General features: G+C 70.9%; 24 protein-coding genes and 1 pseudogene. 18 read left to right on the forward strand and 7 right to left on the reverse strand.

Going from position 1 to position 20,335, the window contains the following annotated elements; genetic code table 11:
* Window position 1: 1 nt before the first annotated feature.
* Window positions 2-883, reverse strand: coding sequence for an aminotransferase class IV (locus ACPXB1_RS10055; RefSeq protein ID WP_425735103.1), 882 nt, complete (start codon window positions 881-883; stop codon window positions 2-4).
* 92 nt (window positions 884-975) lie between these two features.
* On the opposite strand from ACPXB1_RS10055, the gene ACPXB1_RS10060 reads away from it, so the two are divergent.
* From ACPXB1_RS10060 to ACPXB1_RS10075, 4 genes are all read left to right on the forward strand, one after another.
* On the forward strand, window positions 976-1,380 hold the full coding sequence (locus ACPXB1_RS10060) for a Fur family transcriptional regulator (RefSeq protein ID WP_082377401.1): 405 nt from the start codon (window positions 976-978) through the stop codon (window positions 1,378-1,380).
* On the forward strand, window positions 1,377-2,489 hold the full coding sequence (locus ACPXB1_RS10065; protein ID WP_053654265.1) for a YgfZ/GcvT domain-containing protein: 1,113 nt from the start codon (window positions 1,377-1,379) through the stop codon (window positions 2,487-2,489). Before ACPXB1_RS10060 ends, ACPXB1_RS10065 begins: the two co-directional genes overlap by 4 nt.
* A gap of 23 nt (window positions 2,490-2,512) precedes the next feature.
* Window positions 2,513-3,340 (forward strand): 3-keto-5-aminohexanoate cleavage protein, encoded by an 828-nt coding sequence (locus tag ACPXB1_RS10070; protein WP_053654262.1) that lies wholly within the window; start codon window positions 2,513-2,515, stop codon window positions 3,338-3,340.
* A gap of 93 nt (window positions 3,341-3,433) precedes the next feature.
* On the forward strand, window positions 3,434-4,393 hold the full coding sequence (locus ACPXB1_RS10075) for an asparaginase (RefSeq protein WP_425735104.1): 960 nt from the start codon (window positions 3,434-3,436) through the stop codon (window positions 4,391-4,393).
* 185 nt (window positions 4,394-4,578) lie between these two features.
* Here ACPXB1_RS10075 and ACPXB1_RS10080 read toward each other — a convergent pair whose 3' ends face one another.
* A complete protein-coding gene (locus ACPXB1_RS10080; protein ID WP_425735105.1) occupies window positions 4,579-5,376 on the reverse strand; it encodes an alpha/beta fold hydrolase in 798 nt (265 codons plus the stop codon).
* A gap of 114 nt (window positions 5,377-5,490) precedes the next feature.
* On the opposite strand from ACPXB1_RS10080, the gene ACPXB1_RS10085 reads away from it, so the two are divergent.
* The 6 genes and pseudogenes from ACPXB1_RS10085 to ACPXB1_RS10110 all read left to right on the forward strand — a co-directional run.
* The gene (locus tag ACPXB1_RS10085) at window positions 5,491-6,108 is read left to right on the forward strand and encodes a helix-turn-helix domain-containing protein (protein ID WP_425735106.1); all 618 of its coding nucleotides are present in this window, start codon (window positions 5,491-5,493) and stop codon (window positions 6,106-6,108) included.
* Entirely contained in the window at window positions 6,105-6,920 is an 816-nt protein-coding gene (locus ACPXB1_RS10090) for a hypothetical protein (protein WP_355589701.1), read from the forward strand. The genes ACPXB1_RS10085 and ACPXB1_RS10090 overlap by 4 nt, the downstream gene beginning before the upstream one ends.
* Before the next feature lie 71 nt (window positions 6,921-6,991).
* The gene (locus ACPXB1_RS10095; RefSeq protein ID WP_425735107.1) at window positions 6,992-7,306 is read left to right on the forward strand and encodes a DUF2516 family protein; all 315 of its coding nucleotides are present in this window, start codon (window positions 6,992-6,994) and stop codon (window positions 7,304-7,306) included.
* The gene (locus ACPXB1_RS10100) at window positions 7,303-8,190 is read left to right on the forward strand and encodes an alpha/beta fold hydrolase (protein ID WP_355631896.1); all 888 of its coding nucleotides are present in this window, start codon (window positions 7,303-7,305) and stop codon (window positions 8,188-8,190) included. The genes ACPXB1_RS10095 and ACPXB1_RS10100 overlap by 4 nt, the downstream gene beginning before the upstream one ends.
* An 11-nt stretch (window positions 8,191-8,201) precedes the next feature.
* The gene (locus ACPXB1_RS10105; protein ID WP_355631893.1) at window positions 8,202-8,939 is read left to right on the forward strand and encodes an alanyl-tRNA editing protein; all 738 of its coding nucleotides are present in this window, start codon (window positions 8,202-8,204) and stop codon (window positions 8,937-8,939) included.
* 32 nt (window positions 8,940-8,971) lie between these two features.
* A pseudogene (locus ACPXB1_RS10110) lies at window positions 8,972-9,094 on the forward strand (short-chain dehydrogenase); the annotation flags it as partial.
* A gap of 2 nt (window positions 9,095-9,096) precedes the next feature.
* Here the strand turns inward: ACPXB1_RS10110 and ACPXB1_RS10115 are convergent.
* From ACPXB1_RS10115 to ACPXB1_RS10135, 5 genes are read right to left on the reverse strand one after another with little or no spacing between them, the layout of a single operon-like run.
* A complete protein-coding gene (locus ACPXB1_RS10115; protein WP_425735108.1) occupies window positions 9,097-10,080 on the reverse strand; it encodes a helix-turn-helix transcriptional regulator in 984 nt (327 codons plus the stop codon).
* Window positions 10,081-10,104: 24 nt separating this feature from the next.
* Complete coding sequence (locus ACPXB1_RS10120; RefSeq protein WP_355589690.1) at window positions 10,105-10,746, reverse strand: response regulator transcription factor; 642 nt, start codon at window positions 10,744-10,746, stop codon at window positions 10,105-10,107.
* Window positions 10,743-12,032, reverse strand: a complete 1,290-nt coding sequence (locus ACPXB1_RS10125) for a sensor histidine kinase (protein WP_355589688.1) — start codon at window positions 12,030-12,032, stop codon at window positions 10,743-10,745. Before ACPXB1_RS10125 ends, ACPXB1_RS10120 begins: the two co-directional genes overlap by 4 nt.
* Before the next feature lie 11 nt (window positions 12,033-12,043).
* Complete coding sequence (locus ACPXB1_RS10130) at window positions 12,044-12,778, reverse strand: ABC transporter permease (RefSeq protein WP_355589686.1); 735 nt, start codon at window positions 12,776-12,778, stop codon at window positions 12,044-12,046.
* 12 nt (window positions 12,779-12,790) lie between these two features.
* Complete coding sequence (locus tag ACPXB1_RS10135; RefSeq protein ID WP_355589684.1) at window positions 12,791-13,699, reverse strand: ABC transporter ATP-binding protein; 909 nt, start codon at window positions 13,697-13,699, stop codon at window positions 12,791-12,793.
* 171 nt (window positions 13,700-13,870) lie between these two features.
* Between ACPXB1_RS10135 and ACPXB1_RS10140 the strand changes: the two genes are divergently transcribed.
* The 8 genes from ACPXB1_RS10140 to ACPXB1_RS10175 all read left to right on the forward strand — a co-directional run bounded on the left by ACPXB1_RS10140 (window position 13,871) and on the right by ACPXB1_RS10175 (window position 20,334).
* Window positions 13,871-14,668 carry an ABC transporter ATP-binding protein gene (locus ACPXB1_RS10140; RefSeq protein ID WP_355632501.1) on the forward strand — a complete coding sequence of 266 codons (798 nt, stop codon included), beginning with the start codon at window positions 13,871-13,873 and terminating at the stop codon, window positions 14,666-14,668.
* Complete coding sequence (locus tag ACPXB1_RS10145; RefSeq protein ID WP_355632504.1) at window positions 14,665-15,426, forward strand: ABC transporter permease; 762 nt, start codon at window positions 14,665-14,667, stop codon at window positions 15,424-15,426. Before ACPXB1_RS10140 ends, ACPXB1_RS10145 begins: the two co-directional genes overlap by 4 nt.
* A gap of 43 nt (window positions 15,427-15,469) precedes the next feature.
* On the forward strand, window positions 15,470-16,267 hold the full coding sequence (locus ACPXB1_RS10150; protein ID WP_355589678.1) for a MerR family transcriptional regulator: 798 nt from the start codon (window positions 15,470-15,472) through the stop codon (window positions 16,265-16,267).
* A gap of 39 nt (window positions 16,268-16,306) precedes the next feature.
* Window positions 16,307-17,137, forward strand: coding sequence for an EI24 domain-containing protein (locus ACPXB1_RS10155; protein ID WP_425735109.1), 831 nt, complete (start codon window positions 16,307-16,309; stop codon window positions 17,135-17,137).
* Between the two features lies 1 nt (window position 17,138).
* A complete protein-coding gene (locus tag ACPXB1_RS10160) occupies window positions 17,139-17,654 on the forward strand; it encodes an O-acetyl-ADP-ribose deacetylase (RefSeq protein ID WP_355589674.1) in 516 nt (171 codons plus the stop codon).
* Between the two features lie 169 nt (window positions 17,655-17,823).
* Entirely contained in the window at window positions 17,824-18,954 is a 1,131-nt protein-coding gene (locus ACPXB1_RS10165) for an ABC transporter permease (RefSeq protein WP_355589672.1), read from the forward strand.
* Window positions 18,951-19,682, forward strand: coding sequence for an ABC transporter ATP-binding protein (locus ACPXB1_RS10170; RefSeq protein ID WP_355589670.1), 732 nt, complete (start codon window positions 18,951-18,953; stop codon window positions 19,680-19,682). Before ACPXB1_RS10165 ends, ACPXB1_RS10170 begins: the two co-directional genes overlap by 4 nt.
* A 67-nt stretch (window positions 19,683-19,749) precedes the next feature.
* Window positions 19,750-20,334, forward strand: a complete 585-nt coding sequence (locus ACPXB1_RS10175) for a TetR/AcrR family transcriptional regulator (protein ID WP_425735110.1) — start codon at window positions 19,750-19,752, stop codon at window positions 20,332-20,334.
* Window position 20,335: the final 1 nt, after the last annotated feature.

Here is a 20,335-nt window from a genome sequence, read left to right on the forward strand (position 1 = left end):
CTCAGTCGACGGGAAAGCCCAGCAGGGCGTGCAGGGCCGGGGTGCGAAGGCAGTGGTCCCGACGCACCCCGTCCAGCACCCGGACCTCGGTGAGCCCGCGCACCGAGGAGCTGAACCACACCCCGTCGGCGGCGTGCAGCTCCTCCGGCGTGACCATCCGTTCGGCGGCGTCCAGGCCCAGCTCGCCGGCGTGGGCGAGCAGCCACGCCACTGTCGTGCCGGGCAGGATGCCTGTGGTGGCGGCCGGCACGGTGCAGAGCGTGTCGCCGGTGAGCCACACCACGTTGGCGGTGGGCCCCTCCAGGGCGTACCCGTCGGAGGAGAGCCAGAGCACGTCGTCCACGCCGGCCCGCTTCGCCCAGCGACGGGCGGCGGTGTTCACCGCGTACGACGTGGATTTGATGCCTGCCGGCAGCCAGTCCAGGCCGGTCCGCGCGTCGGCGGGGATCCCCAGCGGCAGGAAGGCCACTGTGATCCCGGTGCGCCGGGTCGCCTGGGACGCCGCCGCCACCTCGGTAAGCGTGGCGTAGACGGTCGGTGGGCCGCCCGCCTCCGAGCCTCTGGTGCACACAAGCCGTAGCGCGCCCTCCACCTCTGCCGGCCAGCCCGCGCGCACAGTGTCGAGCAGGTCGATGAGCGCGTCGGTGGGGGGCAGGTCCAGGTCGACGGCGGCCGCCGCGGTGGCGAGCCGGGCCAGGTGCTCGTCGCGCAGCCACGGCCGGCCCTGGCGCAGATGCATGGACTCGAAGAGCCCGTCGCCGCGCAGAACGCCCAGGTCGTCGCCCCTCAGGACGGGCTCGTCGGCAGGGATGAGACCCCGCCCGAGTACGGCGAGGCGGGCGCTCGCTGTGGTCGGGGTCGTGCCGGTGGGTGACGTCACCATGACCGTCGAGCCTAGCGGCGGTCGGTCGCGGGCAGGAGGGGTCGCGATTGCCGAACTATGATCGGACGGTGTCCGAATCCTCGCTCGCGGAAATGCTCCGAGCCCGCGGCCTGCGGCTGACAGCCCAGCGGCAGCTCGTCCTCCAGGCGGTGCTCGATCTGGGCCATGCCACGCCGGAGCAGGTGCACACCGCGGTCCGCGAGGTCGCCGCCGGAGTCAATATCACCACCATCTATCGCACGCTGGAGCTGCTGGAGCGGCTCTGCCTGGTGACGCACACCCACCTGTCGCACGGTTCGCCCACCTACCACGCGGCCGGTGAGCACCAACACGTCCACCTGGTCTGCCGGGAGTGCGGCGCTATCGACGAGATCGAACCCGAGATGCTCCGGCCGCTTGCCGACCAGTTGGCCACGCAGCGGGGTTTCCAGGTGGACATCGGGCACGTGTCACTCTTCGGCGTCTGCGCACGCTGCCAGAACGGGGACCAGAAATGATCGACATCGCGGGCGCGGTGGCCGTCGAGAGCATCGACGAGGCCACCCGCGACCAGCCGGATCCGGCGCACGTCGCGGCCGGGGTACGAGGGGTCGCCGCCCACTACGGCGACCCGCTGCGTGAGCAGCGCATCCTGGACACCGAGGTCGGGCTCGTCGACAGGTCACACCGGGGCGTCGTCGCGGTGCCCGGCGAGGAACGGGCCAGCTGGCTGCACACTGTCACGTCGCAGCATCTGACGACGCTTGCCGCGGGCGAAGGCACCGAACTGCTGGTGCTGTCCCCGCACGGCCACATCGAGCAGCACGCGTTTGTCGCCGAGGACGGCGAGACCACCTGGCTGGACACCGACCCCGGAGCGACCGAGGGCCTGCTCGGCTATCTGGAGAAGATGCGGTTCTTCAGCAAGGTCGAACCCCGCGACGCCACCGCCGAGCGCGCGCTGCTGTCGCTGGTCGGTCCGGCGGCACCGGACGCCCTGGCCACGCTCGGGGTGACCGGGCTGGCCGCCCCGGACCTGCTTCCCGTGCCCGGCCCGAAGTTCGTCGCCGGCGCCGTCCCACCCCGGGCTGGCGTGCGGTACGACGTCCGACCGCTGCCGGCTGGCGGCTGGGCTCGGAGGGGGCCGCTCGGGGTGGACCTGCTGGTGCCCCGCCCGGCGATGGAGCAGGTGGTGGCGGAGCTTCGCGGCGCAGGCGTACCACTGGCCGGCCTCTGGGCGTACGAGGCGATCCGGGTGGCCGCCAAGCAGCCCCGGGTCGGGGTGGACACCGACCACCGGACCATCCCGGCCGAGGTGGATCTCATCGGCCCGGCGGTCCACCTGGACAAGGGCTGCTACCGAGGTCAGGAGACGGTGGCCCGCGTCCACAACATGGGCCGGCCGCCGCGTCGTCTGGTGCTGCTGCACCTGGACGGGGTGACCACCGATCAACCACCGACCGCCGGTACGCCGGTGACCCTCGACGGCCGGACTGTGGGTTTCGTGGGCACCGCCGTGCTGCACCACGAGTTGGGTCAGGTCGCGCTCGCCGTGTTGAAGCGGAACGTCCCGGACGACGCCGCCCTCATGATCAACGAGACCGCGGCAGCGATCGACCCGTCCTGAGCGAGCCGTCTAGGATCGCCGGCATGACGACAGGAACGTTGATCACGGTGGCCCCGACCGGCGCGGAGTCGGCCAAGGCCGAGGTGCCGGCGCTGCCGGTGACGCTCGACGAGCTGCTGCGCACCGCCAAAGAGTGCGAGGCACTCGGTGCCGCCGTGATCCACGTCCACATCCGTGACGAGGCGGCGCGGCCGACCCTCGACCCGGTTCGTCTGGCCGAGACCGTTGCGGCGTTGCGGGAGAGCACCGACCTCATCGTGCAGCTTTCGTCCGGCGGCGCGGTGACCGACCCGGAGGCGTCCCGGCTCGCAGTGCTCGACGCCCGCCCGGACATGGCCTCCTGCACCATGGGCACCGTCAACTTCGGCGACGACGTCTTCCTCAACCGGTGGGAGTTCATCGTCGATCTGCACACCCGTATGCAGGAGCGGGGGATCGTGCCGGAGTACGAGATCTTCGACCTCGGTCACCTGTCGGCGTTGCAGCGGCTGCTCGGCAAGTACGGGCTGCCGGCCGGTGGGCACGTGCACGTCGACTTCGTGATGGGTGTGCCGGGCGGGATGCCGGGCACCACCGAGACGCTCGTCGCGGCGCACCGGATGTTGCGGGACCTGCCGGAGGGCACTACGTTCTCGGCGACCGGTGTCGGTCGGAGCACGATCCCGGTCCTGCTGGCCTCGCTGTCGACAGGCGGGCACCTGCGCGTCGGCATGGAGGACACCGTGACGTACGCCAAGGGGCGCCCGGTGGAATCCAACATGCAGCTGGTCGCCCGTGCGGTCGGCTTCGCCCAGCTCGCCCAGCGGCCGCCGCTTACCACGGTCGAAGCTCGTACCCTGCTCGGGTTGTAAGGCCGACCCTGTCCTACGCCCCTGTCACCCGGGCGGTGGAAAGCCTGGTCACCCCGCCGCCGTGCGGTCCCGGACCGTCGGTACCGTCCAGCCGTGGCAAAGACGTACGAGGGCGGCGTGCCGCTCGCCGAGGTGGTCCGCTCCGGGTTCGTGGAGGGCGCGCACCGCGGCTCGGTGGTGGTGCTGGACGCGGCCGGTGTGCCGGTGGCCGCCGCCGGGGATGTGACAGCACCCATTTTTCCCCGCTCGGCAAGCAAGCCGATGCAGGCGATCGGAATGCTCCGCGCCGGCCTGTCGCTGACCGACCCGGCCGACCTGGCACTGGTCTCGGCCAGCCACGCGGGTGAGGCGTTCCACCTGGAGCGTGTCGACGCTCTGCTGGACAGTGTGGGGTTGGACGCGTCCGCGTTGCACTGCCCGCCCGACCTGCCGGCCGGTGCGGCGGCCCGGGAGGCGGTACTGCGCTCCGGTGGCGGCCCCTCCAGGGTCCAGATGAACTGCTCGGGCAAGCACAGCGGAATGTTGCTGACCTGCCAGGCCGCCGGGTGGCCGCTGGACGGCTACTGGCGGCCGGAACACCCGTTGCAGCAGCGACTACGGGCAGCCATCGAGGAGTTCACCGACGAGCCGGCGGCGGCGGTGGGGGTGGACGGCTGTGGTGCCCCGGTGCTCGCGGTGTCGCTGACCGGCCTGGCTGGCGCGTACCTCAGGCTGGTCGACGCCGAGCCCGGCTCGGCGCCGCGCATCGTCGCCGACGCCATGCGTGCCCATCCGGAGATCGTCGGCGGCAGCCAGGCCGACGACACCCGGTTGATGCGCGGCGTACCGGGTCTGCTCGCCAAGGTCGGCGCGGAGGGCGTGTTCGCGGTGGGGCTACCGGGCGTCGGCGCGGTGGCCCTGAAGATCGACGACGGGGCCGAACGGGCACGGATGCCGGTGGTGGTGTCGGCCCTGCGACGGCTCGGCGTGGACGCTCCCGTGCTGACCGAGTACGCCGAGGTGCCCCTGTTCGGCGGCGGCGTCCCGGTCGGCGCGGTCCGCGCGTTCTGGTGAGCGACGGGCGGCCCGGTCCAGGCGGGGAAATGTGTCCCTGCCTGCGCGTGCGGTGCGGTAGGTAAGCGCCAGCGTCGGGCACCGCCGGCCGCCGCCTGGGCGGAGGCCATGAATGGGCCTGATACCTCAGAGGCATCTTGATGACTCTGAGGTATCAGGCTTATTCGCGTGACAGGGGCGCCGAATCAGCTCAGGAAGTCGAGCACTGCGGCGTTCACCGGCTCGGGACGCTCCAACGGCAGCAGGTGCGCGGCGTCCGGTACGTCGGGCAGCCGTACCGCGTCGGGCGCCTCGGCGGCGATCCGGTCGGCGAGCCGGCGGATGTCCGGCACGTCGGCCGCGCCGGCGGTGACCAGGACTGGCACCCGCAGTTCGCCGAGACGGTCGATCGCCGGCGGTGTCAGCTCGCCCACCTCGACTGCGCCGAGGGCCAGTTCGGCGGCGAGCGCGCGCTGATCCATCTCCTGCGCGAACGCGATCAGGTCGCTGTCGACGTCGGACGGCTGGCGGGCCGGGCCTACCACCCAGAACCGCACCTCGCCGGCCGCCCCGGCGGTGAAGTCGTCGGGGTCGACCTCGCCGACGAGGTCGTCCCACAGGTCGTTGGCCTCCTCGGACCACTCGTTGCCGGACACCGCCGTGCCGAGCAGCGCGAGTGCGGTGACCCGGTGCGGGTGTGCGAGCGCGGTGTCGATGGCGACCGAACCGCCGAAGGAGCAGCCGACCAGGGCGGCCCGGGGGATGTCGAGCGCGTCCAGCAGGCCGGCCACGTCGTCGTGGTGCGCGAACGGCGTCGCCGGCAGTTCCGAGTCCCCGTACCCGCGTAGGTCGGGGGCGATCACCCGGTGCCGGGCGGCGAGCGCGGGCAGCACGCCGCGCCACATACGGCGGTCGGCGATGCCGGCGTGCAGCAGTACGACGGGGGTGCCGGTGCCGGCCTCGTCGTACGCGAGGGCTGCACCGTTGACTGTGATCTTGTGCACGGGAACGGACCGTACGGAACGGGCGAGCGGCGCGCAAATGGGATGTTGAGACGTTGCTAACTCTGGCTAGCGTTTTGCTTGCAGTAGTTAGCAGCGCGGATTAGCGTCTGGTTCATGGCCACACCCAAGGATCTCCCCGACGTTGGCGGGTTCATTCGTGATCTCCGGCGTAACGCCAAGATCTCGCTGCGGCAGCTCGCCGATCAGGCGGGGGTCAGCAATCCGTACCTCAGCCAGATCGAGCGTGGCCTGCGCAAGCCCAGCGCCGAGGTGCTCCAGCAACTGGCGAACGCGCTGCGTGTCTCCACCCCTGCCATGTACCTGCGGGCCGGGCTGCTCGACGACAAGGAGGGGCACGGCGTGCTCGCCTCCATCGCTGTGGACCCCGACCTGACGATGGCGCAGAAGCAGTCGCTGACCCAGATCTACGAGACGTTCCGACGGGAGAACACGCGGCTGGCCGAGGCCCAGGCCGCCGCCGAGGGCACCCGCACGGACACCTCGGACACCACTGGCGACGCAACCGGGCCGACCGTCCCGACCGACGTCGCCGATCAGCCGGCGGACGTGGCCAACCTGGCCGCGACCGGCCCCACCACTGCCGGCGGCACCCCGACCGAGGCCGTCCTCGAGTCGGTAGCCGTCACCGAGGCGGGCACCGCTCCCGCTCCGACAAGCACGAACACCCCTGAGAAGAAGGCCGCCCCGACGGCCGAGGAGGAGACGTCATGACCGAGCCGAAGACCAACCGCATCCCCGCCCCGATCTACGCCGCCGCCGGCGTTGGCGAGCTGGCCTTCGAGCAGCTGCGCAAGCTGCCGTCGGTGGTCGGTGTCCTCGGCACCCGGGTCGTCGCCGACCTGGGTGGTCGGGCCGTCCTGACCGGCTTCGAGCTGCGCCAGAAGGCCACCGAGACGCTGCGTACCGCCAACGAGACCGCGGAGACCCTGCGGGGCCGCGCGCAGGCCGAGCTGGACCTGGCGAAGCTGCGCGAGTCCGCCGACCTGGCCAAGCTGCGCGAGGTCGCCGACCTGGACAAGCTCCGCGAGGTGGCTGACCTCGACAAGCTGCGCGCCGCCGCGACCCGCAACGCCGCAGTTGTCGTTGCCAGCGCCCACGCCGCCCAGGAGCGGGCGTTCGCCGCGTACGGCGCGCTCGTCGCCCGCGGTGAGCGGGTCGTCGGCACCGGTGTGCTGGAGGCCGCCGAGACGGTGAACGCCGACATCGAGGCCACCGAGGGCCTGCCGGCCGCGACCGCCACGTCGACTGCCGCCACCACGGCCGTGACCGCAGGCACCCCGACTGCCGCGGCTGCACCGGCCGAGGTGCCGACCCCGGCCGAGGTGGCCGAGATCGTCGAGGCCAAGCCGGCCGCCGTCAAGAAGGCCACCCGCGCGAAGGCGGCCAAGCCGGCCGCTGCCTCGTCGGCCAAGACGGCCGCTACTCCGTCGGCCAAGGCTGCCAAGCCGGCTGCCAAGTCGGCCGCGACCCCGTCGGCGAAGCTGCCCCGGGCCACCAAGCGGACCCGCCCGGCCGCCGAATAGTTCGCGGCGTCGACGGTCCCGGCGGCGTCCTTGTCGGACGTAGCCGGGGCCGTCGACATAAGCTTGCCGGCATGGCCAACGCTGCGCCGATCTTCGCGTTCGAAGTCCGCTACGTGATCGAGCTGATCCTGCTCGTCTTCGCGCTGATCATCCAGGGCGTCGCGCTGGTGCACGCCATCACGCAGCGCTCCGACGGTTTCTCCGCCATCGGGACGCTGCCCAAGGGTGGCTGGATCGCCATCCTGGCGGTCTGCCTCGTGCTGACCCTGCTCGGCTTCGGTCCGATCAGCCTCTTCGGACTGATCGGTATCGCCGCCGCACTCATCTACCTGCTCGACGTCCGGGTCGGCCTACGCGACCTCAGTGACGGCAAAGGGTTCTGGTGAGAGGTTTCCGCTGGCCGCCGCCGCCCGACGGGGGCCCCCGCACCTGGGGGCCCGGTCCGGGCGGGCCGCGTACCGGTCGGCCGGCGCTGCCGGAGCCGGAGACCGAACTGGTCGCCACCCCGCACGGCGTCCGGCTGGAGCGGCTGGTCACCGGCACAGGTGACCCGGTCACCGTGTTCGCGCACGGGCTGGGCAACGGGATCGCCACCACCCGACCGTTCGGCAGCGGGGTGACCGGCCGCAAGGTGTTCTTCCAGTTCCGTGGGCACGGCCGCTCCGAAGCGCCGGACGGCCCGTGGACCTACCTGGACCTTGCCCGGGACCTGCGCGCCGTCGCCGACCTCGGCGGTGCCAGCCGGGCGTTCGGGGCGAGTCTCGGCGCCGGCGCGCTCTGCCGGTTGCTCGCCGAGAGCCCGGAACGCTTCGAGAAGCTCGTCTTCTTCCTGCCCGCGGTGCTCGACGAGCCGCGTGGCCCGGTCGCCCGGGAGCGCCTCACCGCTCTGCTCGAGGCCGTGGAGAGCGGAGACGCCTCGGCGGTCGCCGACGTCGTCTCGCTGGAGCTTCCGCCGGCGGTCCGCAACACCCCGGCCGGCTGGGCCTACCTGCGGCAACGGCTCGACCAGTTGCTCCGCGACGGCCTTGCCGACGGTCTGGCAACGCTTGCGGAGCAGACGCCGCTGCGCGACGCCTCGGCTCTGGCGGCCGTCGACGCACCGGCGCTGGTGATCGCCTGCGCGGGCGACGACCTGCACCCGGTCGAGGTCGCCGAGCAGCTCGCCGCCGCGCTGCCCCGGGCCACCCTGCACGTGTACGACCGCCCGGGCGTGCTCTGGTCGGAACGCGCCGACCTACGGGAGCGCGTGTCCGGTTTCCTCAACGAGTAACGTCCCTGGTCATGGGCGTCACACAACACGGCCGGACGCACCGGCTGGACCTCGCCGACCCGACCCTGCGCGAGTGGACCTGCACGGTCCTGCACTCCGACCCGGAGCAGGGCATCGTGCTGGACCGTTCGGCGTTCTACCCGGGGGGAGGCGGTCAACCACCGGACCACGGAGTGCTGCTCTGGCAGGGCGTACAGACCCGGATCGTCGGCACCCGCAAGGGTGACGACCCCTATCTGATCCCCGCCGAGGGTGACCCGCTGCCACCGGTCGGCACCGAGGTAGTCGGCGCGCTGGAGGATGAGCGCCGCACGCGACTGATGCGTACCCACTCCGGGCTGCACGTGCTCTGCGGCGTGGTGTTCCGCGACTTCGGCGCCCTCGTGACAGGCAACTCCATGGACGTCGGCGAGGCCCGGATGGATTTCAACCTCCCCGAGGTGCCGTCCGACTTCAAGAGCCGGATCGAGGAACTGGTCAACGCCGAGGTGGTCGCCGACCGCTCGGTGGCCGTCCGGGTGCTGCCCCGCGACGAGGCACTGGCCCTGCCGGACATCATCCGCACCCAGTCCAACCTCATCCCGCCGGATGAGCAGGAGGTGCGGATCGTGGACATCGTCGGCCTTGACGTGCAGGCCGACGGCGGCACGCACGTCGCGTCCACAGCTCAGATCGGCAAGGTGCAGGTGGTGAAGGTGGAGAGCAAGGGCCGGGCCAACCGCCGTGTACGCGTCCGACTGGTGGACTGAGCAGCACGATCGGTAATTCGGACGGCGGGCGGCTCAGCCAGGCGCACGAGTTGAAGCCGCACGGCTGCACGGCCGTGGCGATGGCCCCGGGGTGGATCCGTTCCGAGGCGATGCTGGAGCACGTCGGCGTGACCGAGGACAACTGGCGCGACGGCGGTCAGGGGCGCGCCGGGCCGGCGTACCGTGCGGCGGCCCGGCGCGCCGCGTCGGCCATCCGCTCGCGCAGCTCCGGCGGGTCGAGCGCCTCGACCTCCGGCCCCAGCGCGAGCAACTGTGCGTAGGCGACATCGGCCGACTCGACGGGCAACCGGGTCACCACCCAGCCCTGCTCGTCGCTGTCGCTGGCGGCGGCGAGCACGTCCTCGTACACCATTGGGGCATCGACCAGGTGCCGGAGCTGGCGCAGGCCGGCGGGGCTGATCCGGACGGTGACCTCGGCCCGCAGGATGGTCCGCAGGAACGACCCGGCCTGCTCCCGCCAGTGCCCGGCCAGGTCGAAGCCCTCGTCCCGGTCGAACGTCTCCTCGCTGACGTCGACGCCTGTCACCCGGTCCACCCGGTAGGTGCGGTGCCCGTCGTCGACCCGACCGACCAGATACCAGATCCCACTCTTGAGCACGAGCCCGTACGGTTCGATTTGGCGGGTGACCTCCTGCTCGCCGCGCCGGTACCGCAGGTCCACCACCCGGTCCCGCCAGGTCGCGCGGGCCAGCTCGGTCAGCCCTGGCGGCGGCGACGTCTCCCGGAACCAGCCCGGCGCGTCAAGATGGAAGCGTTGCCCGGCGCGGGCCGGGGCGTCCCGGAGAGCGGGCGGCAGCGCGGCGAGCACCTTCAGCTCGGCGGCGGCGACCGCGTCGGCCAGCCCCAGCTCGCCGGCCGGTCCGGGCAGCCCGGCGAGAAAGAGCGCCTCCGCCTCGTCCCGGCTCAGCCCGGTCAGCCGGGTCCGGTAGCCGCCGAGCAGGCGGTAGCCGCCGGCCCGGCCCCGATCGGCGTACACCGGCACCCCGGCCGCGGAGAGCGCCAGCACGTCCCGGTAGACGGTCCGCTCGGACACCTCCAACTCCTGCGCCAGCTCGCCCGCTGTCATCGACCCACGCGCCTGCAACAGCAACAGCAGGGAGATCAGCCGGGATGCGCGCACCTGCCCATCCTGCCTCGGGGCCGCTCACCGTCCGCCGGGGGTGAGCAGCCCTCTGTCGTACGCGACGGCGACAGCGGCCGCCCGGTCGTTGACGCCGAGTTTGGCGTAGACGTGCAGCAGGTGGGTCTTCACAGTTGCCTCGCTGATGAACAGGCGGGCTGCTGCCTCCCGGTTGGAGGTGCCCTTCGCCACCATTGCCAGCACCTCAAGCTCGCGGTGGCTCAGTGGCTCCTCGGCGGGTGCCCGCAGCCGGCCCATCAACCGGCCTGCCACGGAGGGGGAGAGCACCGCCTCACCTCGGGCGGCGGCCCGCACAGCCCGGACCAGCTCCTCGCGGGGCGCGTCCTTGAGCAGGTAGCCGGTGGCACCCGCCTCGATCGCCGGTAGCACGTCGGCATCCGTGTCGTACGTCGTGAGCACCAGCACCTTCGCGGGGCTGCCCGAGCCGACCAGCCGGCCGATAGCTGTCACGCCGTCCATTCCGGGCATCCGCAGGTCCATGAGCACCACGTCGGGTCGACGGTTCGCGGCCAGCGCGAGGGCTTCGGCACCGTCGCGGGCCTCGCCGACCACCTCGAAGTCGGGGTCGCCGGTGAACATGCCGCGCAGCCCGTCCCGGACCACCGGATGGTCGTCGACGATCAGCAGCCGGATCGGCAGGCTCACCCGGCGCTCCCGGCCAGCGCGGGCACCGACGCCGACACGGCGGTGCCGCTGCCCGGTTCGCTCTCCACTGCCAACTCCCCGCCGACCTGGGTGACCCGCTGTCGCATCACTGTCAGACCGTAACCGCCGGCTGGCTGCCGGGCTGCGAGCGGCTCGACGACCGTGAAGCCCACCCCGTCGTCCCGGATGTCGAGCGTCACGAGGTCCCCCATGTACGACAGGGTGAGCCCGACGCGGGACGCGCTGGCGTGCCGGGCCACGTTGGCCAGGGACTCCTGGGCGGTCCGCAGCAGTGTCACCTCCACCTCGGGGTGCAGCGGGTGGGCCTGGCCGGTGACGCTGACCTCGGCGCGTACGCCGTGCAGGGCCGACCAGCGCTCGCCCAGCTCGACGAGGGCGTCCGGCAGCCGGGCACTCTCCAGCGACTCCGGACGGACCGCCCGTACCGAACGGCGGGCCTCGGTGAGGCTCTCCCGGGCCAGCGCGAGCGCGTTGTCCACGTGCCGGCGCCAGTCTGCGGACCGGTCGCGGGTCTGCTCGGCCGCCTCCAGTTGGGTGATGATGCCGGTCAGCCCCTGGGCCAGGGTGTCGTGGATTTCCCGTGCCATCCGTTGACGCTCGTCGAGCACGCCGGCCTCCCGGGCCTGGGTGAGCAGTTGGGCGTGCAGCCCGGCGTTCTCCCGGACGGTCTCGGTGAGTTGGCGGTTGGCCTCGCCGAGTTGGCGGTTGGCCTCGCCGAGTTCCAACACCAGCCGCTGGCGTTTGGCGTCCTCCTGTTCGCCGACCATCGCGAACCAGCTCACCGAGCCGGCCACTCCCAGGTTGAAGAGCACGAGCACCAGCCAGAGCGGCCAGTGCGACAGCGCTATCGCCAGACCACCGCCCTGGGAGGTGGCGACGAGGGCGGCAGTGGTGGTCACCCCGGCTATCCGCCAGCGCTTGGGCAGCACCGGAAAGGCGTGGATGTATCCGATCCAGGCGAAGAAGCCGTACCACGGACTGGCCGCCACAAGCACGGCGGCGAGCGCGAGCAGCCCGGCGTAGTAGACCGCCATCAGCTTGAGCCGGCTCTGCCAGCCGGGGTGCAGGGTGACGAACCAGGCGATCCAGCACCCCGCCGCCGCGGCCACGGCGATGGTGAACGCCGTTCCGAGGCCCTTGGGTGCCGGGGCGAGGAGGGCCAGCAGGGTGCCCAGAACCAGCCCTCCATAGGGGAGGACGCGGAAGACACGTGCCTCGCGCTCTCGCCAATTGGTCAGACGGCCCGGCCCATCGCTGCTGGTCATCGAATCCCCGATCACTCCCAGCGGAACAGCTTTGCTGCCACCGAACCGACGAGCACGGTGATCACGGCCATTATCGCCAGGTGCAGCGGTTGCGGGGAGTCTCCGGTCCAGGCGTCGAGCAGTGCCTGCACACCTGGCGGCGTGTAGTCGCCGATCCGGGCCACGAAGTCCGGCAGCAGGAACCGGGGCAGATAGACGCCGCCGAAGAACATGCTCCCCATGAACACCGGCACGGCGAGGGCCTGCGCCGCCTTCGTCGTGCGGGCCACCGCCGCCACCACCAGGCCCAGCGCGAGCAGCGCCGCCGTGCCGAGGGTGAGGGCAAGCGTGAAGCCGAGTGGATGTCGGGGCAGCGGCACGTCGAAGGCCAGCCGACCGACGAAGACGAGCAGCACGGCGCTGGTCAGGATGGTGGCGAGCGAGATGACCAGTTGGGCGGCGAGCAATGCGGCCGGGTGGGCCGGCGTGGTGGCGAGGCGACGCAGCACCCCCCGTTCCCGGTACGTGGCGAGGACTGTGGGCAGGATGTTCACGGCCGCCATGGCGACCGTGATCACCAGCAGCGACGGGACGAAGTACTCGATGAAGGTCCGGTCGCCGAACATCGGGTCCGGCTTACGCAGCGCCGGAATGAATCCGAACACCACGAGCAGCGCGAGCGGCAACGCGATGGTGGTCAGCGGCGCGGCGGGGTCCCGCAGGAACAGTTTCGTTTCGATCTTGAGGATCTGCCCGAAGGCGCTCATTGTCGTCTTCCCTCACTCGGCGGGCCGGTGCCCGGTCAGCTCGACGAAGGCGTCGTCGAGGGTGGACTGCTCCAGCCGTAGGTTGGCGGCGACGATCTCGTGGCGGGCGAGGGTCGACGCGACAGCGTGCAGCAGGTCGCCCGTACCGGTCACCACCACCTGGCCTCCGGAGTGCTGCACGGCACTGACCTCGGGCAGGTCGGTGAGGAGTTCGTCGTCAAGGGGAGCGGACGGCCGGAACCGGACCCGCTGCTCCGGCACGACCGTCGACACCAGGCCGGCCGGGCTGTCCAGCGCGACCACCGACCCGCGGTCGATCACGGCGACCCGGTCGCAGAGCCGCTCGGCCTCCTCCATGAAGTGGGTGACCAGCACGATTGTCACGCCGCTCTCGCGTACCTGTTCGATGAGCGCCCAGGTGTCCCGCCGGGCCTGCGGGTCCAGCCCGGTGGTCAGCTCGTCGAGGATGGCGATCTTCGGGTTGCCGACAAGGGCCAGCGCGATGGAGAGCCGCTGCTTCTGACCGCCGGAGAGCTTCTTGTACGCGGTGTTGCGCTTCTCGCCCAGACCAAGCCTGTCGATCAGTCCGGCAGGGTCGGCCGGGTTCCGGTAGAACGACGCATAGAGCTCCAGCGCCTCCGCGACGCGCAGCCGGTCGGGCAGTTGGCTCTCCTGAAGCTGCACCCCCACCTGCTGGCGGAGCTGTTTCGCGTCTTCGCGGGGGTCGAGCCCGAGCACCGAGACCCTGCCGGAGTCCGGGGCCCGCAGCCCGGCGACGCACTCCACAGTCGTGGTCTTGCCGGCGCCGTTCGGCCCGAGGATCCCGAAGATCTCTCCCGGCTCCACCGCGAACGACACGTCGTCCACGGCCACCACGTCGCCGTACCGCTTGTGCAGACTGGTCACCTCGATGACCGGCATCGCCCCGCCCTCCGCCGTCGTATCAGTACCTCCTCAGCCTGCTGCCGGCGGCCGGGCGGCGGATCGACCGGCAGTTGGTGATCCTTCGGGCCCCGGTTGATGCGGCCGATCCACCAACTGGTTGATGTCGGCTTGACCTTGACGCTGCGTCAACCCTCCATGCTGAGCGTCATGAGCATTCCGCCGACGACCGGTCAGGTCGAGCAGACCGCCATCTCCGTACAGGGCCTGGAGAAATCGTTCGGGCAGGTGAAGGTCCTGCGGGGCGTGGACCTCGACGTGGCCCGGGGCGACATCTTCGCCCTGCTCGGCTCGAACGGCGCCGGCAAGACCACAGTGGTGAAGATCCTGTCCACGCTGCTCCGGGCCGACGCCGGGATCGCCCAGGTCAACGGCTTCGATGTCCGGACCCGGGCCGCCGACGTACGCGCTGCCATCAGCCTCACCGGACAGTTCGCGGCGGTCGACGAGATCCTCACCGGGCGGGAGAACCTCGTCCTGGTAGCCAGGCTGCGGCACCTCACGGGCCCGGGTGCGATAGCGGACGACCTGCTGAGGCGCTTCTCGCTGACCGAGACGGCCAACCGCAGGGTGGCGACGTACTCAGGTGGTATGCGCCGCCGCCTGGACATCGCGATGAGCCTCATCGGGAATCCGCCGGTCATCTTCCTCGACGAGCCCACGACCGGGCTGGACCCGGAGGCGCGCATCGAGGTGTGGCACGCCGTCAGGGAACTCGCACAGGGCGGCACGACAGTGCTGCTCACCACCCAGTACCTCGACGAGGCCGAGCAGCTCGCCGACCGGATCGCGATCCTGCACGAGGGTCGGATCGTCGTCAACGGCACCCTCGACGAGCTCAGACAACTCCTGCCACCCGCCGAGATCGAGTACGTCGAAAAGCGGCCGACCCTTGAGGACGTCTTCCTCAGCCTCGTCGGTGCCAGAACGGACAAGGGACAACGATGAACAAGTACTTCCTCGGCGACACCGGCGTCCTGCTGGGCCGTTCCCTGCGGCACATCAGCCGCAGCCCGGACACCATCATCACCACCGCTGTCATGCCGATCGCCTTCATGCTGCTGTTCGTGTACGTCTTCGGCGGCGCGATCGAGACCGGGACCGACTCGTACGTCAACTACCTGCTGCCCGGCATCCTGATCATCACGATCGCCTCGGGTATCTCGTACACCGCGTTCCGGCTCTTCCTCGACATGCAGGGCGGGATCTTCGAGCGCTTCCAGTCCATGCCGATCGCCCGGCCTGCCGTGCTGTGGGCGCACGTCCTTACCTCGCTGGTCGCCAATGTGATCTCGCTCGTGGTCGTCGTCCTCGTCGCCCTGGCCATGGGCTTCCGCTCGGGTGCCGGAGTGCTGGCCTGGCTCGCGGTCGCCGGCATCCTCATCCTGTTCACCCTGGCGCTGACCTGGATCGCCGTGATCCCGGGCCTCAGCGCGAAGTCCGCCGACGGTGCGAGCGCGTTCTCCTACCCGCTCATCTTCCTGCCGTTCATCAGCTCGGCCTTCGTGCCCACCGGCACCATGCCTGGCCCGGTACGCGCCTTCGCCGAGCACCAGCCGGTGACCTCAATCGTCAACGCGATCCGGGACCTGTTCACGTCTCAGCCGGTCGGTGCCGACATCTGGACCGCTCTCGCCTGGTGCGTCGGCATCCTCGTCGTCGCCTATCTCTTCGCCACCATGTCCTACCGGCGCCGGATCTCCTGAACAGGGGCGTCGGACCGGGTCGGCCGAGGGCAGGATCGGGAGCATGCTGACGATCGGGCAACTCGCGGCGTACGCGGGCGTCACGGTGCGGGCGGTGCGGCACTATCACCAGATCGGGCTGCTGCCCGAGCCGGAACGGGACGCTTCGGGTTACCGCCGTTACGGCGCGACAGCTGTCGTGTCCCTCATCAAGATCCGTACGCTCGCCGACGCCGGTGTGCCGCGATCGCAGATCAGCCGGATGCTCGAAGCCGACGCGAAGGGCTTCGCCGAGGCGGTTCGGGCGATCGACGACCACCTGCGCGACGAGATCGAGAGGCTGGAGACCAGCCGCAGGCACATCGCGCAGCTCAGTGCGGGGGACAGCCTGGCGCTGCCGCCGGAGGTGGTCTCCTATCTGGACCAGCTGCGCCGGATCGGTGCGTCGAAGCGGCTTGTCGAGGCGGAACGGGACGGGTGGATCCTGGTTGCGGCGCGCTGGCCCCACCGCATCAGCGAATGGATGCCCGCGAAGGTCGCCGAGCTCGATGACCCGCAGATCGTCCGGCTCTACCAGTTGTTGTCGGAAATCTTCGACAGCACGGAGGACGACGACTCGCGGATGGTGGAGGTCGCCGACATCATGGCGTCCCTGGCCGAGCAGGCGTACAACGCCGGAACTGTCATTGCCAGCGACGAGGCATCCGACGACCTCCCGCATGACCTGATCGACGCTCTCGCTCTGGAGTCCGACCCGCGGGTGGAGCGGCTGTGGGAGTTGATGCGCGAGCGCGGCTGGTCCGGTTGGAACAGGATGGAGCGGCTGTCGCCGCCACCCGACCCACCTCCGGTCGCCTGCTAGACCGGCGTGCGCGGCCCCGCTCATCTAGGCTCTTCGGTCGTGGATGTCAGCAGCATCGCCCGCCCGGTCACCGGGTCCCTCGGCCGATTCCTCTCCGGAGCGGGCCTGCTCCTTCGTGGCCTCGGCCTCTATGTGCGCAACCCCGGTCTGATGCTGCTGGGCGTCATCCCGGCGCTGATCTCCGGTGTGCTGTTCCTCGGCGCGTTCGCCACCCTCGTGTGGTTCGTGGACGACCTGGCCGCGCTCGTCACGCCGTTCGCCGATGACTGGTCGGGCACCGTGCGCAGCCTGGCCCGGGTGATCGCCGGAGTGGCCATCCTGGGCATCGGCGGGCTTGTCGGTGTGCTCACCTTCACGGCGGTCACACTGGTCATCGGCGACCCGTTCTACGAGAAGATCTCCGAGCGGGTGGAGGAGCGGTACGGCGGAACGCCGAACGCCGTGGAGGTGCCGTTCTGGCCGTCGCTGCGCCGCAGCCTCGCCGACTCCGCACGTCTGGTCGCCCTCTCGCTGCTTGTCGGTATCCCGCTCTTCGTGGCCGGTTTCATTCCGGTCGTGGGGCAGACCGTGGTGCCTGTGATCGGGGCGGCGGTGGGTGGCTGGTTCCTCGCCGTCGAGTTGGTCGGCGCGCCGTTCTACAGGCGGGGCATGCGGCTGCCGCAGCGCCGGGCGATCCTCAAGGCCGACCGGCCCACAGCACTGGGGTTCGGGGTGGCGGTCTTCCTCTGCTTCCTCATTCCGCTGGGTGCCGTGCTGATCATGCCGGCGGCGGTGGCGGGCGCCGCCCTGCTTGCCCGCCGCTCGCTCGGCCAGTCGATCGACGGCCCGCTGTCCGCGCCGCCATCCGGTAGACCGGCTGTGGAGGGCTGACGTGGAGATCGTCCTGGTCGAGGGGGACATCACCGCCCAGCGGGTGGACGCCGTGGTCAACGCGGCCAACTCGTCACTGCTGGGCGGCGGTGGGGTCGACGGCGCCATCCACCGGCGCGGCGGTCCGGCGATTCTGGAGGAGTGTCGGGCGCTGCGGGCGTCCCGGTACGGCCGGGGCCTTCCCACCGGACAGGCGGTGGCGACCACGGCCGGCGAGTTGCCGGCCCGCTGGGTGATCCACACCGTCGGGCCGGTCTGGTCGGCAGACGAGGACCGCTCGGCGCTGTTGCGGGACTGCTACGCGAACAGTCTGCGGGTGGCCGACGAGTTGGGGGCGGTCACGCTCGCCTTTCCGTTGATCTCCTCGGGCATCTACGGCTGGCCGGTCGACGACGCGGTCGGTCAGGCGCTGTCGGTGCTGCGCTCGGCCACGCCCGCAACCGTCGCCGAGGCGCGCCTGGTGCTGTTCGGCGCGGACACCCACGCTGTGGCCCGCCGCGTCTTTGACGCTGCCTGAACCGTCACCTCTGCGGCAGTGCCCGTGATCACGGCTGTCCGTTGTCGCTCCGCCATGCCGTTTCCGCAGGCCGCGGTGTGGCGGGAGAGACAGCCACCTCGTCGTCTTTGCCGACAAGGTGTTGATAACATGTCGACATGATGTCGACAATCCACGAGGGTGGGCGCTGATGTTCCTCGCGATACGTGAGTTGAACTTCGCCCGGCTGCGGTTCGTTCTGATGGGCGCCGTGATCGCGCTGATCGCCGTTTTGATGGTGATGCTGTCAGGGCTGTCGGTGGGGCTGGTCCGTGACGGTGTGTCCGGGCTCCAGAACCTGCCGGTCACCTCATTCGCCTTCGCGAAGGACGTCCAGAAGGACTCCGCGTTCTCCCGTAGCGTCGTTGACCTGTCGGCGGTGGAGACGTGGGCTGCCCAGCCGGGAGTCGCGGACGCGACGCCGTTCGGCAACACGCTCGTGAACACGCGTACCGACCGGGGAACCGAGGTGGACCTGGCGCTGTTCGGCGTCCTGCCCGACTCGTTCCTGTCGCCAGCGGTCAGCCAGGGCGACCGGTTGGGCACGGCGGACGGGATCGTTGTGAGCCCGACCGCGCTGGACGCGGGCTTGCAGATGGGCGACATCGTCACCATCGACAGGCTCGGCACGCGGTTGCGGGTCGTCGGTGTCACCGAGCAGCAGGACACGTTCGGGCACGTGGACGTCGCGTACGTGCCGTTGGCGGCGTGGCAGGCCATCAAGTCCGGCACCCCTCCCGAGGCCGAGTTGCCGCAGCGCGCCGCAACGGAGATCACGGCGGTGGCGATCCGCGCGGAGGACGGGAAGTCCCTCGACATGGCCGCCGGTGACACCGCCGCGGGCACCGAGAGCCTCACCCTGAAGGAGTCCTACGGCGCCTCGCCGGGCTACACCGCCGAGACGACGACCCTGCAACTGATCCAGGGATTCCTGTACGCGATCTCGGCGCTGGTGGCCGGAGCGTTCTTCGCGGTGTGGGCGATCCAGCGCAAGCCCGAGGTTGCCGTTCTGCGGGCACTGGGCGCCTCGACCGGCTGGGTGTTGCGTGACGCTCTCACGCAGGCGTTCGTGCTGTTGGCTGCCGCCGTCGCGATCGGCGTCGGGATCGGCCTCGCGCTCGGCGCCCTCATCACGGGCAGCGGCATTCCGTTCGCGTTGAGCATGCCGAGCATCTCCATCGCCGGCATCGGCCTCATCGTCCTCGGCCTGGTCGGAGCCGGTGCTGCCGTCATCCGCATCACCTCTGTCGACCCGGCCACCGCTCTGGGAGGTAACCGATGAGCAGGCATTCCGCTTCGACCGCCGCGACCACACCCACCGACGACGCGTCCGAGCGTCTCGGATTGGTGATGCGCGCGGTGTCCCTGCGGCACGGCAACGCCGCCGAGACCGTGCAGGCGCTCGACAACGTGGATCTGACGGTGCGACCCGGTGAACTCGCCGCCGTCGTGGGTCCGTCCGGTGCCGGCAAGTCCAGTCTGCTCGCCGTCGCCGGTGGCCTGGCCCGACCCGATGAGGGCACTGTCACAGTGGCCGGTCAGGACATGACCGTGCCGAGCCGCCGCACGCGGACTGCCCTGCGCCGCAAGCACGTGGGCTTCGTGTTCCAGTCGGGCAACCTGCTGCCCGCGCTGACCGCCGCCGACCAGCTGCGGTTGCCGCTGCGCCTGGGGCCGCGATCGGAGCGGTCCGGCCGGGACCCGATGGAGTTGCTCGCGGACGTCGGAATGGCGGACAAGGCCGACCGTCGCCCGCACCAGCTGTCGGGCGGCGAGCGCCAGCGGGTCGGCATCGCCCGCGCGCTTGTCACCGAGCCGAGCGTGCTGCTCGTCGACGAACCGACCGCGGCTCTGGACCGGGCACGCAGCCACGACATCGTGAAGCTCCTGGCCCATGAGGCCCGGCAGCGTTCGGTCGCGGTGGTCATGGTCACTCACGACCACGATGTGCTGCAATACTGTGACACCGTCTACGAGATGGTCGACGGCAAGCTCGCCGCCACCAGCTGAACCACGACGGCAGGGTGCGGGCGGGGCGCAGGAGAAGGTCACGTCCATCCGGAACAGGGAGGACGGCGTGCCGAAGATCCAGGCTCCGACCGTCGCCGAGCACCGGGCATCCCAACGCGCCGCCTTGCTCGACGCGGCCCGCACCCTGCTGTCAGAACACCCCGAGCGGATCCCCGGCCTGGCCGAGGTCGCCCAGCACGCCGGCCTCGCCCGCTCCAGCGTCTACTCCTACTTCAAGTCCCGCGCCGACATGTTCGACGCCCTGGTCACCGACACGTTCCCCCGCTGGTCGGCCTACGTCGAGAAGCGCATGGACGCCGCCACGACACCCGGGCAGAAGATCCAGGCGTACGTGGATTCCAACCTGCAACTGGTTGCCCGGGGCGATCACGCTCTGGCCCGCGCCCTGGCGTCGGCGAGCAGCAGTGAGGCACTCGCCAGCTCCAGCCGACTCATGCACGACCGCCTGGAAGCCCCGCTGCGCACCGCGCTCACCGACCACGGCTCCTCGGACCCGGTCCGGATGGCCGAACTTGTCCAGTCGATCGTCTACGCCCTCAGCCGGATGATCGAGGGAGGGCTTTCCCTGCGGGCAGCGACGCGCCTCGGCCGCGAACTCCTCAGCCCGTACCTCGACCGCGACAGCGCCTGAG

It is taken from the genome of Micromonospora sp. DT68 (genome assembly GCF_049847245.1).
Taxonomy (GTDB): domain Bacteria; phylum Actinomycetota; class Actinomycetes; order Mycobacteriales; family Micromonosporaceae; genus Micromonospora; species Micromonospora profundi.

What these genes read in the sequence shown, in the direction of transcription:
- ACPXB1_RS10095 (WP_425735107.1), top strand. Translation starts at nt 6,992, where the DNA reads ATGGCCAACGCTGCGCCGATCTTCGCGTTCGAAGTCCGCTACGTGATC.
- ACPXB1_RS10135 (WP_355589684.1), bottom strand. Translation starts at nt 13,699, where the DNA reads ATGCCGGTCATCGAGGTGACCAGTCTGCACAAGCGGTACGGCGACGTG.
- ACPXB1_RS10090 (WP_355589701.1), top strand. Translation starts at nt 6,105, where the DNA reads ATGACCGAGCCGAAGACCAACCGCATCCCCGCCCCGATCTACGCCGCC.
- ACPXB1_RS10170 (WP_355589670.1), top strand. Translation starts at nt 18,951, where the DNA reads ATGAGCAGGCATTCCGCTTCGACCGCCGCGACCACACCCACCGACGAC.
- ACPXB1_RS10060 (WP_082377401.1), top strand. Translation starts at nt 976, where the DNA reads ATGCTCCGAGCCCGCGGCCTGCGGCTGACAGCCCAGCGGCAGCTCGTC.
- ACPXB1_RS10145 (WP_355632504.1), top strand. Translation starts at nt 14,665, where the DNA reads ATGAACAAGTACTTCCTCGGCGACACCGGCGTCCTGCTGGGCCGTTCC.
- ACPXB1_RS10150 (WP_355589678.1), top strand. Translation starts at nt 15,470, where the DNA reads ATGCTGACGATCGGGCAACTCGCGGCGTACGCGGGCGTCACGGTGCGG.
- ACPXB1_RS10105 (WP_355631893.1), top strand. Translation starts at nt 8,202, where the DNA reads ATGGGCGTCACACAACACGGCCGGACGCACCGGCTGGACCTCGCCGAC.
- ACPXB1_RS10055 (WP_425735103.1), bottom strand. Translation starts at nt 883, where the DNA reads ATGGTGACGTCACCCACCGGCACGACCCCGACCACAGCGAGCGCCCGC.
- ACPXB1_RS10070 (WP_053654262.1), top strand. Translation starts at nt 2,513, where the DNA reads ATGACGACAGGAACGTTGATCACGGTGGCCCCGACCGGCGCGGAGTCG.
- ACPXB1_RS10140 (WP_355632501.1), top strand. Translation starts at nt 13,871, where the DNA reads ATGAGCATTCCGCCGACGACCGGTCAGGTCGAGCAGACCGCCATCTCC.
- ACPXB1_RS10065 (WP_053654265.1), top strand. Translation starts at nt 1,377, where the DNA reads ATGATCGACATCGCGGGCGCGGTGGCCGTCGAGAGCATCGACGAGGCC.
- ACPXB1_RS10165 (WP_355589672.1), top strand. Translation starts at nt 17,824, where the DNA reads ATGTTCCTCGCGATACGTGAGTTGAACTTCGCCCGGCTGCGGTTCGTT.
- ACPXB1_RS10085 (WP_425735106.1), top strand. Translation starts at nt 5,491, where the DNA reads ATGGCCACACCCAAGGATCTCCCCGACGTTGGCGGGTTCATTCGTGAT.
- ACPXB1_RS10125 (WP_355589688.1), bottom strand. Translation starts at nt 12,032, where the DNA reads ATGACCAGCAGCGATGGGCCGGGCCGTCTGACCAATTGGCGAGAGCGC.
- ACPXB1_RS10130 (WP_355589686.1), bottom strand. Translation starts at nt 12,778, where the DNA reads ATGAGCGCCTTCGGGCAGATCCTCAAGATCGAAACGAAACTGTTCCTG.